Raw genomic sequence first — 19,413 nt, 5'->3', positions numbered from 1 at the left:
TCAGCGCAGGATCTATCAATGGTGATCATCCTGGTTGTGATCCTCACGCAGGGCACGCAGATTGCGCATATCAGGCCAGAGGGTCGCGACCAGGATCACAACCAGGATGGTTCCGATTCCGCCGCCGACCACCGAAGCGATCGGACCAAACACCTGTGCGGTCAGTCCTGACTCGAAGCCACCAAGCTGATTCGACGTTCCAATAAAGAGCGAGCTGACCGCACCCACACGACCACGCATCTCATCGGGGGTGCGTACCAGGGCCAGCGTCGAGCGAATCACCACACTGATATTATCCAGACCGCCAAGCACAAAGAGCGCGAGCAGCGAGAGCCAGAACCAGTGCGAGAGCCCAAACACAATAGTCGCGACCCCAAAGCCAGCCACGGCTAGCAGGAGGGTCCGACCAGCATGCTTGAAAGGTGGACGATAGGCAAGTAGCAACGCCATACAGACCGCCCCCACAGAATCCGCTCCCTGTAACCAGCCCAGGCCGAAGGGTCCAACATGCAGAATACTTTTGGCGAAGACCGGCAAGAGCGACGTGGCCCCACCCAGGAGGACCGCAAACAGATCCAACGTAATGGCCGCCAGCAGGACCTGTGTATGTTTCAGGAAACGTAGTCCCTCCAGCAACTCACCTGGTGCCGGGCGACCAGCCTTGCGCACCTGCTGATGCTTAAGACGCATGAATATCAGCAGTACGATAAAGGTGAGTGAGAGAACTGTACTGATCAGATAGACATCAGTAGATCCATTGAAGAGCCCAATCAAAAAGCCACCTGTGGCCGGGCCCAGGACCGCCGATAATTGTGTAATGCTACTGCGCCACTTCGTTGCATCTTCAAACGCATCCACATCGACCACCTGAGCCAGCAAGACCTGGCCGACCGGTTGGCTGAAGCATTGAGCTGTGCCAAGCGCGAGTAAACAAAGGTAGATCAGCAGTAGTAGCCCGTGCGTGAAGGATAATGCTGCCAGACCGAGCATCGCCAGGATCTGGAGTATGATACTGGCAATGAGGACCGCCTTGCGGTTATAGCGGTCGATAATATAGCCTGCCGGCAAGAAAAGCACAATGACAGGAATAATCTGTGCCAGTCCCACGCCGCCAAGAACAAGGGCGGATCCGGTACGATCATACAACTCCCAACCGATGGCGATGGTTACCATTTGCTGACCAAAAGAGGCCAGGAAGGAGCCGATAATCAAGAGACGAAAATCACGGGAACGAAGTACTCTACGAGAATCGTGCGAAGAAACAAGGGCTTCTTCGGGGGTAGGTGGGAGAAGTACGGCCTCCTCCATATTTTGAATATCCTCGCTGCTTTCCGGCATATGGTATCCTTGCTATCCCTCTCTATTGAAATGTGATCCTTCACACAAGAGGAGCATGCGAGGCAACAAAAAAAGCCATAGGCGCAAATCTCCTGCGATGCGAAACATCAAACAGTCAAAATGCGGTGGCTAACGTTACACGCTTACGGCTAAATTTTAGCATTTCTCCTATGAATTATAGAGCGTTTACTTAAGCATGTCAATGTTTATCTCAAAAGCTCAAAAGTATTTGTTTAAAGTATCAGCGTTGTGAATATCAGGGAGAAAACCATGGAGTTTTTTCTCTTGAAGTGGGCGTTGTGAGCTATATTGGGCATAGGTAGAACTGGCCTGTATCATTAGTGGTCTCATCTTCATCAGCCAAGCTTTTTTGAAAGATATGGAAGAGGTATTACGGCTGGTACTACGATACTGAATTTAATGTTGACATAACACTATTGATGACAATATTGTAAGATAAATAGAATCACATCAATGGAGAATGCGATGTGGGTGGTCCTATGGACCTATCACAGGTGCATCAATTTGGATAGGACCTGTTAAAGGATACTTAATCATTATTCAAAGGTATTTGCTAGGGGTAAATGTTTATGGCACAAATGCATAAATGGTGGCAGACCGGAGTTGTTTATCAGATATATCCTCGTAGCTTTATGGATAGTAACGGAGATGGTGTTGGAGATCTGGCGGGAATTACGCAACGGCTCGGTTACTTAGAATGGCTGGGGATAGATGCAGTATGGCTATCGCCAGTGTATCCATCGCCAATGGCCGATTTTGGATATGATATAGCCAACTATACTGATATCGATCCACTGTTTGGCACATTGAATGATTTTGATGCACTCCTGCATGAAGCCCATCGGCGCAACATCAAACTCATTGTAGACTTTGTCCCCAATCATACATCTGATGAGCATGATTGGTTTGTAGAATCCCGCTCAAGTCGGGAAAGCAGCAAACGCGACTGGTATATCTGGCGTGATCCAGCGGCTGATGGTGGTCCACCCAACAACTGGACGAGCTTTTTTGGTGGTTCCGCGTGGCAGTTTGATGAGGGCAGTGGACAATATTATCTGCACATGTTTGACGTCAAGCAGCCGGACCTCAACTGGAGAAATCCAGAAGTGAGAGCAGCGATGTACGATGTGCTGCGTTTCTGGCTTGATCGGGGAGTCGATGGTTTTCGTGTGGACGTCATATGGATGATGATCAAAGACGCCCAGTTCCGGGATAATCCAAACCGACCGGGATGGAAGCCCGGTGATCCGCCTTATGCAAGGCAGGAAGGTCGCTACACTGAGAATCAGCCTGAAGTGCATGATGTGATCAAAGAGATGCGATCCCTGGTAGACCGTTATGACGAACGCGTTTTTATCGGCGAGATCTATCTGCCGGTGCCACAGTTGATGCATTATTATGGACATTCTTTAGATGAGGTCCATCTGCCATTTAACTTTCAATTCATCGAGCTCGCGACCTGGAGCGCCAGTACTATCCGCGCCTGTGTAGATATGTACGAAAAGGCACTGCCAGAAGGAGCGTGGCCGAACTGGGTATTAGGGAATCATGACCGCTCCCGTATCGCCAGCCGTATTGGAAAAGAGCAGGCACGCATCGCGCACATGCTGCTACTTACCCTGCGAGGAACGCCAACGTGGTACTACGGGGACGAACTGGGTATGCAAGATGCCGTTGTACCGCCGGAAATGATGCACGATCCCCAGGGAAAAGACAACCCTCAGCATAGTCGAGATCCGCAGAGATCACCAATGCAATGGAATAGTCAACCTGGAGCAGGTTTTACCCAACCCGGCGTTACGAGCTGGTTGCCATTGTCCCAGGATTATCAGCATGTGAATGTACAGGTGGAGCAAGATGATGAACACTCCTATCTCACCCTCGTAAAAAAGTTATTGTCACTTCGGCAATCCATCCCGGCGCTCACCACGGGTAGCTACACATCCTTAGATGGAGTGCCTGATGACTGCTTTGTCTATATCAGGGAGCAAGAAGGCAAGCGGTATCTCGTGGCACTAAACTGCTCTGGCCAGGAGCAGCAGCTCCATCTCGACCATGCCAGGCAGGGGAATGTGGTATTGTCAACCTTCCTGGATCGCAATGATCAGGTCGAGCTAACCAATTTTGTGTTACGAGCAAACGAAGGTTGTCTTATCGAGATCGACGACTAATATCCGTTTCATATAGCTATAAGTTCCTTCTGGTGTGCATGCATCTAAGGGAGCCTGGTATGAATCTGGGCAGATAGCGTTGAGAGGATGCCGCTAAGATCCACATGAATCATAGATGATAAAGTGTAGGTATAAGTGCATTTCTCTCGGCGTCCTGTCTTGATGTTGCCGTCGTGCAAAGAGAAGATATATATGGTTTATGTATGCTCTTGCGAAAGGATCACATATGTCATTGCTTGCCCTGCCTAAAGATTATGCTGAACGTGTCTATGCCGGTGTGCTGGGGAAGATTATCGGGGTCTACCTTGGGCGCCCGTTTGAAGGCTGGACGTATGAGCATATCATGGAAGAACTTGGTGAGATCACGCAGTACGTGCACGAACGACGGGGTGTGCCCCTGGTCGTGACCGATGATGATATTTCTGGTACCTTCACCTTTGTACGCGCCCTGGCCGACTACGGCTATGACCGCAATGTGACGGCGGCGCAGATCGGGCAGACATGGCTCAACTATATTATTGAAGGCCGCACCATTTTGTGGTGGGGTGGGCTGGGGAACTCGACGGAACATACGGCCTATCTGCGTTTGAAGAGAGGAATAAAAGCGCCGAAGAGTGGATCGATGGCCTTAAACGGGAAAGTCGTGTCCGAGCAGATCGGCTCCCAGATCTTCATCGATGGCTGGGCCATGGTTTCTCCGGGCGATCCCGAGCAGGCCGCGGAATTCGCGCGGCGAGCGGCGAGCGTGAGCCATGATGGTGAGGCCATCTATGGCGCCCAGGTGCTGGCTGCCATGGAGGCCCAGGCGTTTGTTGAGCGTGATATCAATGCCTTACTCGATCTCGGAACCTCCTTTATTCCGCGTGATTCGGTCATCTACCGCGTGATTCACGATATCCGGGACTGGCATGAGAGCGAGCCGGATTGGCGCAAGACGCGTGAAAAGATTGTGGAGCGCTATGGCTATGATCGCTATGGCGGCAACTGTCACATGGTTCCCAATCATGCGTTGATCATCCTGGCTCTTCTCTACGGTGAGGATGATTTTCATCGCTCGCTGATGATCGCCAACACGGCCGGGTGGGATACCGACTGCAACTCCGGCAACGTCGGGTGCTTGCTGGGGATCAAAAATGGGTTACAGGGGCTAGAGGGTGGGCCGGACTGGCGCGGGCCAGTGGCGGATCGTCTCTATTTGCCCACCGCCGATGGTGGGCGAGCCATTACTGATGCGGTGACCGAGACCTATCATCTCGTCAGGGCCGGTCATGCGTTACGGGGGATACCGTTTGAGGCGCCCAGGCAGGGAGCGCGCTTCCATTTCTCATTACCAGGATCGGTGCAGGGCTTTCATGTGGATGCAGCAGAGGCAGAATCGGCTGCGCGCGTGCACCTGGACAATGCCCTGTATCAGGGGCAGGAACACGAGCGCAGCCTGGAGATCCGCTATGAGCGACTGGGGGCAGGCCAGCAGGCGCGCGTGGCAACACCGACCTTCGTGCCCCCTGATGCCATCACGATGCCCGGCTATACCCTGCTGGCCTCGCCGACGCTCTATGCGGGTCAGACGGTTCAGGCACGCCTGGGAGCTGATCACAGCAATGGCGCAGCGGTGACGGTGCGTCTGTCACTGCAGTACTATGGTAAGGATGACCATCTGGTGACGGTGAAAGGTCCTGAGCAGGATCTAGCCGCCGGGGAGGAGCAGATCCTGACATGGCGTATTCCCGATACCACGGGCCAACCGATTGCGACCATTGGGATTGAGCTGAGCGCAGAGAAAGAGGTATCTGGTCGTGTCTACCTGGCCTCGCTCGGCTGGGCAGGCGCACCCAACATTACCCTGACACGTCCTCTTGACGGCGGAATAATGTGGAGGCGTGCATGGGTCAACGCTGTTGATCAATTTGAAGGGCGATCTCCCGAGCCTTATCGCCTGGTGCAGAACGATGGACGAGGGATGATCTCGCAAGGGACGCGCGAATGGACCGATTATGTCGTCAGCGCGGCCATTACTCCCCATGCGGTCCAGGCGGCCGGCCTGGGGGCGCGAGTGCAGGGATTGCAGCGCTATTATGCCCTGATGCTCAGTGAAACCGGGAAGGTATATTTGCTCAAAGTGCTGGATGGAGAGACGGTTCTGGGAGAAGCACCACTGCAGTGGGAGCTTGACCGGACCTACAGCGTCCGCATTCGAGTGGTCAAGGAGCATCTTCAGGCCTGGGTGGATGGGACGCTGCTCTTTGATGTCGAAGATGAAGGAACGCCGTTATCGAGTGGAGGCGTTGCCCTGCTGTGCCAGGAAGGGCGCATGGAGTGTGGCGGTGTGACTGTGCAGCCAGCCGGGTAGTAAGGATATGATACACAGTACGTGGCGATGCCGATGCCTGGTGGTGCGATGCCGATGCCTGGTGGTGCGATGCTGATGACCCTGCCCTCACGGATGATCTGGCCCAACCTGGCGGCGGATGCGGTCCTGCTGCGCAGGAACTGTGGACTTCCGGTGAGGTCGACGGTCAGATGGCCGTTGCATGCTCTCCCGACGAGGTTGTTCATAAGGTCATAGACCTCAATCTCTTCGTGCTCAACGTCCATCTCAAGCTTGCCTGTTTGATCGATACTCCAGACGGTTCCCACGACCCGGTCGTCACCTGCATAGACGTACGCGCGCAGCGCGGCCCCCATTGGCACTTCCCCTGCTGGCTGCAAGCCGCGGAGCTGATCAGTAAGCGTGGCATAGGCTGCGTAGGAGATCCGTGGTTCGCCATTGTCGTTTAAGAGGCCCCAACCTTCGCCAGCATATTGGAGTGTAAAAATGAAGCTTCTGGCCACCCCGGCCGCCACGGAGGCAATCTGTGCTCGAACAATGAAGTTGGCCTGATCCCAGACGCTGACCCCTTGTAGAAGGTCCCAGCCGGTTTCGGTGAGCCATATCTCTACGTGCTGGCCGCCGTTCTCATTGAGGAACGAGCGCATGGACTGGATGATCTGCACGTAGTTGGTTGCCTCAGGCGTCGTATCTCGCGAGGCATAAATGTGGATGGCTATTGCGTCATAGGATGTGATCCCCGCCACCTGGATCGCATGATGATCAAAATCAAACCCCCCATTGGAGCCAATCAGGAACGCATCGGGATCGGCCCGTTTGATTCCCTCTCTCGCTGCTTTGAGGAGCAAGCCATAATGTGCGCCGTCGGATCGCCAGTATTGGGAGGTGGTTGGCTCGTTCCAGATTTCCCAGTAGCGGATACCATAGCCATCGGTCCAGCCCATCTGCCGGGCGAGTACACCTCCCGGTTTATAGCGGTTGACGACCTGATAGCAGAAATTATTGAAGTTTGATAGCGCCGTCTGCCAATCGATGTTGTCTGGGCGGCCATTCCAGCCCTCTGGGATAGACCATGATGCCCAGTAATCGAGCAGGCCCATTATAAGTACATGGTGTTCGCGTGCTTGAAGCATGGATGCATCGAAGGCCGCCCAGTGCCACGTGCCCTGGCTCGGCTCAAGATTATTCCAGAACAATTCTTCGCGACTCCATGCGATGCCCGCTTTGTGGATGCGTTGAAAGCTCCTGACGGACCCATTTTCATCGAAACGGATACCGAGCCAGGCACCGCCTCCGCCGATGCCCCAGGGGGACGCTGGTTCTGGTCTGTTGACGGGTGGAGATAGAAGCGCCAGCGAACTGCTTGCGGTTGCTACTATTGTGCTCGCTGACTGGAGCATGGCCGTCGCGTTGTACCAGCCCATTTTTTTGGTGTCGATCATGATCTGACGAGAGAAGGTGCCATTGGGTGTCAGAACTACATGGTCGGTGTGCCGGGCAACGGTTGTGCCATAGGCATCCTGAACCGTGATGCTGAGCGTGTACGTTCCTCCCAGCCCGCTTGAGTCCTGAACGGATTCCAGCAGGGCCATCTGTTGCCCTGACTCAAAAAGGTTTCCGGGGGCTATTTCGTTGAGTGTGAGCCTGGCTGTGGCTACTATGTCTGATCGTGTGTTATTGGTGGGTGAGGTAAGGCACGATCCTTGTGCCGTGCCGCCAATGAACTTCGGGAAGCGGAGCCGGGTGAGCATCATGAAAAATCGAGAGATGTTCATAGAAGATGTCCTCCTGTTGATAACAGAGGTTTCCCACATGCTACAAAGCCAGTAGGCTCAGCCTTTAAGGCCTGCGAAGGCGGCATTGCCTTTGATAATCTGATTCTGAAAGATCGCAACAAGAATGAATGGCACAAGAGAGGCCAGAGAGGCCGCGGCAATCTGATCGACCAATGGCGCATCGCCGAGTTGATACTGATAGAGTGCCAGGCCGATCGGTTCCCATCCTGATCGACTGAGGGTGAGTAATGGCCAGAGAAACCCATTCCAATCGGCGATAAATGAAAAGATCAACCCGACGACCAGAGCGGGCTTGATCAGTGGCAGGCAGATGCGCCAGAAAATCGTCCAGTGCCTGGCCCCATCCAGGCGAGCGGCCTCGACTATATCGGTCGGAATAGTATCCATAAACAATTTGTAAATAAAGATACTCATAGCGTTGAAAGCTCCTGGAAACCAGAGCGCGAAAGGTGTGCCAATAAGATTCCAATGGAAGATTGGGACATCGAGGATAGTGGCGTATTGTGTAATGAACAGAGCAATGCTGGGAACCATCAGCGTACACATGAACAGGAATAAGAGCAGATTGCCAAACTTCGGTCGCAGACGCGAAAAGGAGTAGGCAGCCGTCGTGGAGACCAGCGTGCCCAGCACCCAGCTGCCAACCGACAGAAATACCGTATTGAAAAAGGCTCGCAGCCAGTCTATTTGTGTCAGGGCGTCCTGTATGCCTTGCCATGTTGGATGGAGAGGCCAGAAGGTCGGGGGTATTTGCGCCATTTCGAGTGGTTGTTTCAACGATCCGGTAAAAAGCCAGTAGAGTGGGAATGCGGTACTCAAGAGCACGCAAACCATGAACGCGAACAGTATGTAGTAGACTACACGCACTTTCACATTGCGCATCTCTATCGGCGAGATCAACGTACGCACCTGCGATTCCCGGGCACGTCCTGATGAATCACGGCGTCGACGTCCTGGCGTACCAATCAAATCGGGAAGAGCAGCCATGTAGTTCAGCGACCTTTCTTCACACTCGGGGCGCGTATCTATGAGTGGGGCGATCCTTGACCAATCCCAGACTGGCGCGCATCAAGTAGAGATAATACATGGAGAGCATAGCCAGCACCACAAACAAAATCAGGGAAAGCGCACTGGCCGCGCCAAAGTCACCTTCCCGGAAGGCGTAATTGTAGATCTGCAATACCACTGTCGTTGTGGCGTAAGCGGGTCCACCGCTGGTAAACAGGAACGGCTCGTTGAAGACCTGCATCGTGCCCAGGATTTGCGCAATCAGCATAATGAGCATCAGGAAACGGATCTGCGGGAATGTTACATGCCAGATGCGCTGAAGAATACTGGCACCGTCAATCTCGGCCGCGTCATACAGTTCCACTGAGACACCCCGTAAGGCCGCGGTATAGAGCAGGAGCGAACCTCCAAATCCCGCCCAGGTACTGTAGATGACCAGAGAGGGTAACGCCATCGTTGTGGAGTTCAGGAAAGGTTGCGGCACAATGTGGAGTGCTTCAAGGATGGTGTTCGCGAGACCTCCATCAGGCAGGTAGATCCATTTCCAGAGAATCGCCGCCGCGACTGGCGGCACAAAGGCCGGTAAGTAAAAAAAGAGGCGGAAGACGCTGGAACCCCTGCGTATCTCGTTCACAATAATGGCGAGAATGATTGGTACGAAATAGCCAAAGATCAGTGCGTATAGCATGAAAAAAGCACTATTTTTCCAGGCCGTCCAGAACTGTGGATCAGCCAGCACATACATGAAGTTGCTCCAGCCGACCCATCGGGGTGGATTGATCAGGTCATTGTATTGAAACGCAAAGGTAAACGCTTTGACGATCGGAACCATGGTAAACAGTGAGAAAAAGAAGGCTGCTGGAAGCAGCCAGACCCAGCCAAACATATTTTCGATGAGTGTGCGCTTCCGGTAATTGCGCCGCGCTTGCAGGCGACCCTGAGCTTTTGCCGCGTCTAGCGCGCATGTGGTGCCTGGTGTATCATGGTGTCTGGCCAAAGCGCCCTCCAAACGAACTGTATCTACCTTGATGCAGAAATCTCCGTGGAGAGAATGCCTATGCCATGAGGAGCAATTCGCCCTCCACGGAAGTTGCTGCTGGCTACGATGCTGTAGTCAGGTAACGGGACTGGAACGAACTAGCTGTATTCTCCAGGAGAGCTTCAGGATCAGCACTGGGATCGGTGAATATGGCTTGCATAACAGCATCCAGTTCACTGTAAAGGTCTTGAGCGTGCAGGCGTGGTTCAGGCACCAGGGGAACAGAAGAATGGGCATACGCCGCGTAATTTTGCAGCGGCAGATTCGCATATTTTCTCGTAATCGCATCATACTGCCTGGCGTAGCTGCCCCTGAACAGGTTGGCACCGGGGATACCAACTGGTTTGTTCTGGGCGACCTGTGCTTTGAGCTGATCCTCGTAGCTGTGCAGATCGAAGGATCGGTACGAAGTATAGAGCACAGCCCCCCTGATCGCATTGGCTGTCGACTTGCTATTAATCACCCAGAGGCCGCCGCCACCCAGAGCGCCATGCTGACCGTTGTTTTGCGGCATCGGGCCCAGACCCAGAAAATCGAGAGAGCCTTTCCCACTATAGAGAGTTCCCCATGAATCCCCTGCCCCGATGCACATGCCTGCTTTGCCAGTCGCAACGGCATTGGTGATATCACCCTGCTGGAAGGTAGCCGTTTGCATCTGCATTGATTTGTCGGTGAAGCGCATCTGCTGCAACATGCGCAGGACCGCCACTCCCTGTGCACTCTGAAAGGCCGCCGTTGTCTTTGTCCCCGCATTGCTTTCCACGACTCCGCCGGTGCTATAGAGCCAGTTGATAAAGTGCCAACCACCCTGGTTGCCGGCGGCGTTTTCCACAAAGCCAGAGACGCCTGTTTTCTCGGCAATGCGTTTGGCATAGGCACGGAAATCATCCCAGTTCGTGGGTGGTTGGTTCGGGTCCAGACCTGCCTTCGTAAAGAGTGCGCGGTTGTAGATCAATCCGAGCACATAGGCGTTCGCTGGCAAGCCGTACATGTGCCCGTTAGAACCAGAAACCACCTGGCGAACGTCGGGGGAAAAAATATCTTTGAACGGGGTGGTATCGAAATCAGCCTGGATATCAGCAGCGATGTGATGCTCAATCATATACTGAGACTCGGTAAAATAAGTATTGATCGCATCATCCGCCTGTCCAGCTGCAAACATTGGATAGAAGGTCGTCGGATCGAACTGGTAGCTATCGCCAACGATGTTGTACTGTGGATGCGCCTTCTCAAATCGGGTTACAACTTCAAGCCAGCTTTGATAGCTTGCTGACCCGGGATCGACTTTGGGAGCATCACTTATCTTCACCGACGTCGTATTCGAAGAAGGGCTCCTTCCTCCACAGGTGGCTAGCATGCTTCCAGTCGTAACAAGCCCAAGAGCGGCGTTGCACATTTTTTGCAGCATATGACGCCGAGACCAAAACATTGTTCCAGGTGCATAATTATTCATAAAAGGCACCTTCCCGATAAACAGAAAAGCAAGTACAAGAACAATAGAATGACATATAAATATTAGCGCTATAAAAACCATATTATATATTATAACAATATTATAAGAGTAAAACGCCATCGTGTCAATCAAAGCATAGCTATGCTTTGATTGACACGATGGAAAAGGCTATCACAAAGCAAAAAAGATGACATGTAGCGCGTAATGCCTATGATATTGGGCCAGATAAAGAATGGAGTTTAAAGAAATTCCAGATCACCTGTTCCGTGGACAGGTTGCCGATCGCCGCCGGAATGCTATGTGCGCCGCCCTCAATGCGATAGTGCAGGATAGAAGCGTCCTGGCGGCAGCCGGTCCAGCGGAAGCCAGTCGAGTTCTTGTCGCGGGCAAAAATTTCTGGTCCCTGCGTACAGCCATTGCGTTGTGCCCACTCGTGCAACCAATCCTGTACCGCGGGCAGCGGCCATGGCGGATTGACTTTAGCTGGAATGCCATTGTATGGCACAACGGGATCCGCGCTACCATGGATCTCAAGCATGGGAATGGGTCGCCTGGGATGGCAGCCAGCCTGCAATGGATAGTAGTTGCCCGCAATCGGGGCGACTGCGGCGATGCGCGTAGAGAGTTGGCAGGCGACGAAGCCGCTCATGCCACCGCCATTCGAGAAGCCAGTCGCATAGATACGCTGGGAGTCGATACAAAAATCGTTGGTCAGCTTATCCAGCATATTATTCATAAAGACCGTCTCATCAATATTGTAGTCATATGGACCGATACTCGCCCACATAGGTAGCTGCTGATCATCGGGTAGACCTTGAGGATAGACCGCCATGAAATGTTCTTTGTCCGCGAGCTGGGAGAAGCCGGTCTCCCGCTCTGCGTTACTGGAGGTTCCTCCATGACCATGAAAGACAATTATTACTGGCACCGGCGCGTGGGAGGTATAGTGAGCTGGTGTATGGACTAGATACGTGCGGGTATGTTGTCCTCGCGCGACAGCTGGAGGGACCACTACAACTTGATTTTGAGTGGTGCCCGCGCGCACCGGCGAGTTACCTATACAAGCGCTCTTGCCCTGTTGAGAAGATTGTGAAGAGGACGAACCAGCCATGTTTGATGTATTCTGTGCAGCGGTACTTGAAGGGTGATGGGGTATTGATGCGGTAGTTAACACGCAGCCAGTGATTGCCAGGCAGCATAGCCAGAAGAGTGGGGCAATAGGTAAGAGGGCCCGTTTTTTCCGCATCCAATGCATAAAAGGCCATTTTCTTATATCCTTAATATGTTGAGTTGGCGGCACCTTTAGTGGCTCCTATTTGACTCCAGGGTGTTTATAAGGCTTTCCATTCTTTTTATCTCTAGATCTACCCCCAGGACTTTAATTCTACTAAAATCACTATACGCCATTCTAGCCCATTCAAGTGCCTCATCCCTCCTGCCCTGCTTCTGGCGTAGATACGCCAGTGAGCTCTTATACTTGGCAGTGCGCCGCTTTTCGTTATTGCGCTCAGCTATTCTCAGACCAAGTTCCAGCAAGCGTTCCGCGGTATCATAGTCACCTTCATTTCTGGCTATATCCCCCAGATAATTTTGGGCGCCATTTGCCAACCACTGCCAGCCAAACGTATTCGCCTCCTCCATTACCTTCTGAAAGGTTCCTTTGGCAATGGCAGTTTCCCCTCTCCAGTAAAATGCGCTGGCATAGTTATAGTTAATATTGAGGGTAAACCGAGTGCGGAGTTGTGCGTCTGGCACATGCGGAACTATGTCTCTGGCTTGATCCAGAAGAGCGAGAGCCTTATCAAAATATTCTTGCGTGTTTATTTTCTCTCTATTTTTCGGGCCTATTTTAAAGACGGAGGGATACACTTTGTTAATCAACCAGTGTACTTTTATATGTGGCTGTGCGTAGGAAAGATATTGCTCACCTTCTTCGAAGCATTTTTCAGCTTCCGCATGGCGAGTCATAAGCGCGAGCGTAATAGCTTTACTGGCGGTAGCATCTAGCCACGTAAGCCAGTCTTCCCTCCCCTCAGCGGCGTCTATGAGCCAGTTGAGCCAATCCAGGCGATTGTCCCAATGCCCATAGAGGGTTGTGAAGTCGATAATGCTTCCAGGTTCCTCTGCGCACCAGAACACTTTGAGTACATCATATCTATCGTGAACGGCGCACCAGTCAAAGAGTGCCTGGAGATTTTCCCACTCCTCGTTCAAAGGATCGAAGCGTTTATACCAATCCTCCATGTCATGGCCGCCATAGTTTTGCGCAAAGCGGAGATACCAGGTGACCCAACGTTCATGTGCTTTCTTTTCAAAATCTGGGTGTGCTCTCAATTCTGCTAACGCATATTCTCGTGTCAGCGGAAGCATACGGAAGCGATCATCAAGCTCTCGTATAAGGGAGAGACGTTGTAGCTGTGACAATGCTTCTTCTGCTTCAATAGGATCGGTTTCGAGTCCAGCAACATAGGTTACGGCAGCACGAGATGGCATACGAGGGAAAAGAGCAAATGCCATTAACATCTCATGTGCTTTCTTTCCCCGTAATGGCTCGACCGATCCCTGGAAACAGAAACGAGCAACATCCCCATCAGCGCTCGGCACCATGCGCAGTATGGACTCCATTGAGTAGCCCGCTGCCCGTTGACCAACGGCGTAGACCAGGGCTGCCGGGATGCCGCCAATGCGCTTATAGAGCATTTGAACTTCTTTTTGGCTCAACGATACCTGTTTCTCTTCCGCTTGTTGCTCAATCAATTCGATCGTGGCATCTTCCGCCAATTGCTCCAGGCGGATGGGGGTGTAGATGGCCCGTTCACGTGTGGTCAGGACAACTTTGACGGTAGATGTAAGCTCATAGAGAAATGAGAGAATTCCTTGCTTATCTTCCATCGTTTCTAAATTATCGACAATCAGCAGTGTCCTTTGGCGACCAAACGCCTCACGTACCAGATCTGCTTGCTCTTCAAATGGGGTCAGGCGAATGTCATCACGCCCTAGAATCAATGATACTTCCTGGAAGATTTTGCGTAATGTGCTGTGGGTCTGCGTTCGTGGAAGGAGGCCGCCAGCCGTAAGATATTGCTGCTTAGCAGAAACAAAAGCAATCACGTCAAAAGTGGGAAGGTGGGGTGTAACCGTTTCGCCAGTACTGGCATGCCAGATTTGATGAGCTACGTCAAGTGCCAGTGCCGTCTTCCCCACTCCGCCGATGCCATCAACGGTAATCAGATGGGCTGCTTTATGTGGTAAGAGCAATTCTTGTAAGTGGTTTATTTCTTCCTGGCGACCAATCAGTAACTTTACCCATGGTTTTGCAGATGATGGAAAGCATAGTTTTGCTGAAAGTTGTAGACGTTTAAGCTTGGGAAAAAGACGGTCAATGACCACCTCGGCCAGCACTGCATTTACTCGCTATCTTCAAATAATGTCGCATTTAAACCTGTGTCTTGTCGAGATGCGGTGAATCTCACCTCTAATGGGCTTTGCCTGATAATTCGATCATACGCTGATTTACCTACCCAAATAAGGCGATGAATCATACAACAGTTATGAAGGATTTTGAGTAGTTACTAGATTGATCAAGAAAAATAGAGTATCATAATATTATCCTTCATTTTTATGAATAGCGTTACCAGTCGTGATATAAAGCGTGAGGATTGTATGTCCACACCACCAATGCGTAGAAAAAGGAATGCTGGCTGGGTACGATTTGTTGTTCCTATTATCCTATCTATGCTCCTTTTGCTCTTAATTATCAGCATGGTATGTATTGTGTTAGGAAATCTCAAGGTCATTTATTGGCCTAATACTTTAAATACTGTGTTTCTTTCGATAATTCTCCCTGAACTGGCTGTCATTATTGCGTTGGCTCAATGGTTACATTCCATTTCTTCTGAGAAGAAAAAGGAACAGAACAATTTACAGGAGCAAAAGCTTATACAACCAGTTGCTATGATTGCTGTGTCGGTACCCAACCCATCAGGTGCATTAGACGCACAGATTTTGGCGCCAGAGAAAATCATCACTACGGATATCGCTCCACTGGATCAGGCAAAGATCATAGATATGGGAGAAGCTCCGTACGTCGGACATTTTTACGGGCGTGCAGATGAGCTTGTAGTTCTCAAACGTTGGATCGTGGACGATCGCTGTCGTTTAATCTCAATTATCGGTATGGGTGGTATTGGGAAGAGTAGCCTGGTTGCCAGGTTGATCGATCAAGAATTGCATGTTTTTCGGGCGGTTTTCTGGCGTTCACTCCTGAATGCTCCCCCTCTTGATCGTTTCTTGCAAGAATGTCTGCAATTTTTGATCCAAACGCAACAGATTCAGATTCCACAAGACACGGAAGAAAAGATGCGCCTGCTTATGACACAGTTACAAAAACAGCGCTGTCTCCTCGTTTTGGATAATGCCGAAGCGATCTTAAAAAGCGGTAGCAGTATGGCAGAGTACAAAGATGGCTACGAGGGATATGGCAAATTCATTCATCACATTGCAGAGACCAGACATCAGAGTTGTCTCATCGTAACAAGCCGTGAGCAACCAAAAGAGATTGCAAGACTGGCAGGCAAGGAAACGTCCGTCCGCTCCTATCGCCTAGGGGGATTGAATGTAGACGATGCGCGAGCCATATTAGAGACGAGAGGCTTATCAGGAGATGAACACTCCTGGCAGATTCTGATTGAACGTCTTTCTAGCAATCCACAAACGTTACTGTTGATCGCATCACTCATTCGTGAGGGCTATCGCGGACTCATATCTCAATATCTGGTAGATTTCAGTGATGTTTCACCTCATGAATATCCAGATGTACGTACGTTGTTAGATGAACAATTTGCACGTTTATCACCATTAGAACAACAGGTCTTCTATTGGCTGGCTATCGAGCGTGAAGCCATATCATTACAAGATCTACGTGGAGATGTCGTTCAATCTGTCTCCAAAGTAGAAATGTTAACCACGATTGAAGCATTGCAACGTCGTTCATTGATTGAGCAGAGCGGGTCTGGAAATTTTACGCTGCAGCCAGCTATCATGGAAGCCATCACCGACCGTTTCAATGAGCGCATTGTCCAGGAAATTATCACAGATGAACCAGCATTTTTTGCTAGCCATGCCCTGATGAAAGCACAAACAAAAGATTATATCCGTCAGAGCCAATTTCAACTGATCCTGAATGTCATTGCGCAAAAGCTCTTCGCTATGCTTGGTCGAAGAAAACTGGAAGAGAAGTTTCAGCAAAGACTCGTTGCGCTGCGCAATTTACCAGAGCAGCAGAACAACTACGAAGTTGGAAATATCCTCAATCTGCTCGTTCAAACTGGCTCTGATCTGTATGGCTTTGATTTCTCGCATCTGGTGGTGCGGCAAGCATACCTGCAAGAGGTGGAGATGCCTGAGGTCAATTTTGCCTATGCCAATTTAGCTACATCAGTGTTTACCGATACGTTCGGAAGTATTCTTTCTGTGGCGTTTAGTCCAGACGGAGACTTGTTGGCGGCAGGAACGGCGTCTGGTGAGATCCGGATCTGGCATGCTGCAAGTGGTCTCCCATTGCAGACTATTCGAGGACATATTAACTGGGTTTCTTCTGTAGCTTTTAGTTCTGATGGTAGGGCGCTTGCCAGTGGGAGCGATGATCAGACGGTGCGCCTGTGGGAGGTAAACAGCGGCCAATGTCTTACCATCCTGCACGGCCACACCAGCGAGGTCAAATCGGTAGCCTTCAGTCCTGATGGTAGGGCGCTTGCCAGTGGGAGCGATGACCAAACAGTGCACCTGTGGGAGGTGAGCAGCGGCAAGTGTTTAGCCGTCCTGCATGGTCACACCAGCACGGTCAGATCGGCGGCCTTCAGTCCTGATGGCAGGACGCTTGCCAGTGGGAGCGGTGATCAGACGGTGCGCTTGTGGGAGATGAGCAGCGGTCAATGTCTCACCATTTTGCATGGTCACACCAGCGAGGTTTGGTCGGTGGCTTTCAGTCCTGATGGCAGGATGCTTGCCAGTGGCAGTTATGATCAGACGGTGCGCCTGTGGGAGGTGAGCAGCGGCCAATGCCTCACTACCCTGCAAGGTCACAGCCATTGGGTGAGATTGGTAGCCTTCAGTCCTGATGGCAGGACGCTTGCTAGTGGCAGTTATGATCAGACGGTGCGCCTGTGGGAGGTGAGCAGCAGCAAGTGTCTCGCCATTTTGCATGGTCACACCAGCGAGGTTTGGTCAGTGGCTTTCAGTCCTGATGGCAGGACGCTTGTCAGTGGCAGTTATGATCAGACGGTGCGCCTGTGGGAGGTGAACAGCGGCAAGTGTCTCGCTATCCTGCAAGGTCATAGCCACAGGGTCTCTTCGGTGGATTTTAGCTCTGATGGCAAAGCCCTTGCCAGTGGGAGCGATGACCAGACGGTGCGCCTGTGGGAGGTAAGCAGCGGCAAGTGCCTCACTACCCTGCAAGGTCACAGCCATTGGGTGAGATCGGTGGCCTTCAGTCCTGATGGCAGGACGCTTGCCAGTGGCAGTTATGATCAGACGGTGCGCTTGTGGGAGGTGAGTAACGGTCAATGTCTCACCATTTTGCATGGTCACACTGGCGAGGTCAGATCGGTGGCTTTCAGTCCTGATGGCAGGACGCTTGTCAGTGGCAGTTATGATCAGACGGTGCGCTTGTGGGAGGTGAGCAGCGGCAAGTGCCTCACTACCCTGCAAGGTCACAGCCATTGGGTGAGATCGGTGGCCTTCAGTCCTGATGGCAGGACGCTTGCCAGTGGGAGCGATGACCAAACAGTGCGCCTGTGGGAGGTGAGCAGCGGCAAGTGTTTAGCCGTCCTGCAAGGTCACACTAGTGTGGTCTGGTCGGTAGCCTTCGGTTCTGATGGCAGGACGCTTGCTAGTGGCAGCGGTGATCAGACGGTGCGCTGGTGGGAGGTGAGCAGCGGCAAGTGTCTCGCTATCCTGCACGGTCACACCAGCGTAGTCAGATCAGTGGTTTTTAGCCCTGATGGCAAAGCCCTTGCCAGTGGGAGCGATGACCAGACGGTGCGCTTGTGGGAGGTGAGTAGCGGTCAGTGTCTCGCTATCCTACACGGTCATAACTACGACAGGGTCTCTTCGGTGATTTTCAGTCCTGATAGTAGGACGCTTGCTAGCTGCAGTTTTGATGGAGTAATTAGTCTCTGGGATATGCTGACTGGTACATGTCTGCGTACATTGAGGATCGATAGACCATATGAACGTATGAATATTACGCAAGTGCAAGGATTAACAGAGGTGCAAAAGGCTACGCTCAAGTTGCTAGGAGCAATTGAAGAATAATCGTCCCAAAATGTATATTTATTAGGTGTGTGATAGGTTGAATGTGCATACACGTTCACAGAAGGCATTTCTCACAGTGGAAAACGAAAAATTCATCAAAAACAACGGAGAACAAACTATCCGGGCTGGTGAAGATGCAAAATTAGCGATTTCACGGCGTGAATTTTCCCTTGGGCTGTCCGGCATTATGTTTGCCAGGACCGTTCTAGAGATGTCGGGCCATCATGAAGCTAACACTCCGACCACTAAAACCACCAGTCCACAAAAATTGGAACCACAGGCTCTCGATCAAGCTCAATATGTGCTATCTGGCACGGCTGGTAGCCTCTGGTCGCCAGATAGTCGGCATATCGCAGCGTTCCAGGAAAATACAGTCACGCTCTATAATGCCAGCGCGGGCACACCTGAATTAATCTATAACCAGCATACAGATGAGATATTGACCGTCAAATGGTCTGCAGACAGTAAGTATCTGGCTCAAGCGGGTTTGATCATGTCGTCCATGTATGGAATGCAATGACGGGGCAGACAATGACGATGTATGAGGGGCATAGCGATATTGTGAGAGATGTAGCCTGGGCTCCCAATCAGCACTATCTTGGGTCTGCTGGATATGGTAAGACAGTTCATGTGTGGGAGGCATTTACTAGTAAGAGAGTGATAACCTGTTATGGACACACCGCCGAAATACAAACGCTGACCTGGTCGCCGGATAGCAAACGCATTGCATCAACGGATCTCCAGAATAAAACGATGATTTGGCGTTTATGGTAGGTCTTTGTTCCCATTTGTCTTTCACCTCTAGTAATCATACATATTGTTTAATATCTACTACCCAATTGCCGCCTGCTTGTACGGTTAATAAGTATGTGCCGAGATGCTTAAATTCCTAAAGCATATGCTCCATCGAAATTGCCAATTTTAGGAACCAGGGACGGAACATT

General features: G+C 51.5%; 11 protein-coding genes. 5 read left to right on the top strand and 6 right to left on the bottom strand.

Annotated elements, in window-relative coordinates:
- Positions 1–15: 15 nt before the first annotated feature.
- On the bottom strand, positions 16–1,338 hold the full coding sequence (locus KTT_RS25350; protein ID WP_235845870.1) for an MFS transporter: 1,323 nt from the start codon (positions 1,336–1,338) through the stop codon (positions 16–18).
- A 590-nt stretch (positions 1,339–1,928) separates the two neighbouring features.
- Here KTT_RS25350 and KTT_RS25345 point away from each other — a divergent pair.
- On the top strand, positions 1,929–3,530 hold the full coding sequence (locus KTT_RS25345) for an alpha-amylase family glycosyl hydrolase (protein ID WP_126600041.1): 1,602 nt from the start codon (positions 1,929–1,931) through the stop codon (positions 3,528–3,530).
- Positions 3,531–3,756: 226 nt separating this feature from the next.
- Positions 3,757–5,880 carry an ADP-ribosylglycohydrolase family protein gene (locus KTT_RS25340; protein ID WP_126600039.1) on the top strand — a complete coding sequence of 708 codons (2,124 nt, stop codon included), beginning with the start codon at positions 3,757–3,759 and terminating at the stop codon, positions 5,878–5,880.
- A gap of 1,811 nt (positions 5,881–7,691) precedes the next feature.
- Here KTT_RS25340 and KTT_RS25335 read toward each other — a convergent pair.
- The 5 genes from KTT_RS25335 to KTT_RS25315 form a co-directional block, all read right to left on the bottom strand.
- Positions 7,692–8,642, bottom strand: coding sequence for a carbohydrate ABC transporter permease (locus tag KTT_RS25335; RefSeq protein ID WP_126600037.1), 951 nt, complete (start codon positions 8,640–8,642; stop codon positions 7,692–7,694).
- Between the two features lie 19 nt (positions 8,643–8,661).
- The gene (locus KTT_RS25330; protein ID WP_218031011.1) at positions 8,662–9,660 is read right to left on the bottom strand and encodes a carbohydrate ABC transporter permease; all 999 of its coding nucleotides are present in this window, start codon (positions 9,658–9,660) and stop codon (positions 8,662–8,664) included.
- A 103-nt stretch (positions 9,661–9,763) separates the two neighbouring features.
- The gene (locus tag KTT_RS25325) at positions 9,764–11,155 is read right to left on the bottom strand and encodes an ABC transporter substrate-binding protein (RefSeq protein ID WP_160146131.1); all 1,392 of its coding nucleotides are present in this window, start codon (positions 11,153–11,155) and stop codon (positions 9,764–9,766) included.
- A gap of 208 nt (positions 11,156–11,363) precedes the next feature.
- Positions 11,364–12,266, bottom strand: coding sequence for a CE1 family esterase (locus KTT_RS25320; protein ID WP_160146130.1), 903 nt, complete (start codon positions 12,264–12,266; stop codon positions 11,364–11,366).
- A gap of 191 nt (positions 12,267–12,457) precedes the next feature.
- On the bottom strand, positions 12,458–14,545 hold the full coding sequence (locus KTT_RS25315; protein ID WP_218031010.1) for a tetratricopeptide repeat protein: 2,088 nt from the start codon (positions 14,543–14,545) through the stop codon (positions 12,458–12,460).
- Positions 14,546–15,223: 678 nt separating this feature from the next.
- Here KTT_RS25315 and KTT_RS25310 point away from each other — a divergent pair.
- The 3 genes from KTT_RS25310 to KTT_RS37780 all read left to right on the top strand — a co-directional run bounded on the left by KTT_RS25310 (position 15,224) and on the right by KTT_RS37780 (position 19,243).
- A complete protein-coding gene (locus KTT_RS25310) occupies positions 15,224–18,469 on the top strand; it encodes a WD40 repeat domain-containing protein (protein WP_160146129.1) in 3,246 nt (1,081 codons plus the stop codon).
- 76 nt (positions 18,470–18,545) lie between these two features.
- Entirely contained in the window at positions 18,546–18,989 is a 444-nt protein-coding gene (locus KTT_RS25305) for a WD40 repeat domain-containing protein (RefSeq protein WP_126600028.1), read from the top strand.
- Positions 18,986–19,243: a WD40 repeat domain-containing protein gene (locus KTT_RS37780; protein ID WP_126600026.1), complete on the top strand. Its 258-nt coding sequence runs from the start codon at positions 18,986–18,988 to the stop codon at positions 19,241–19,243. Before KTT_RS25305 ends, KTT_RS37780 begins: the two co-directional genes overlap by 4 nt.
- Positions 19,244–19,413: the final 170 nt, after the last annotated feature.

The sequence above is a fragment of the Dictyobacter aurantiacus genome, from assembly GCF_003967515.1.
In the GTDB taxonomy this organism is placed as follows: domain Bacteria; phylum Chloroflexota; class Ktedonobacteria; order Ktedonobacterales; family Ktedonobacteraceae; genus Dictyobacter; species Dictyobacter aurantiacus.
Note: the sequence above shows the minus strand (reverse complement) of the source record. Positions and strands in the feature narration are given on the sequence as shown.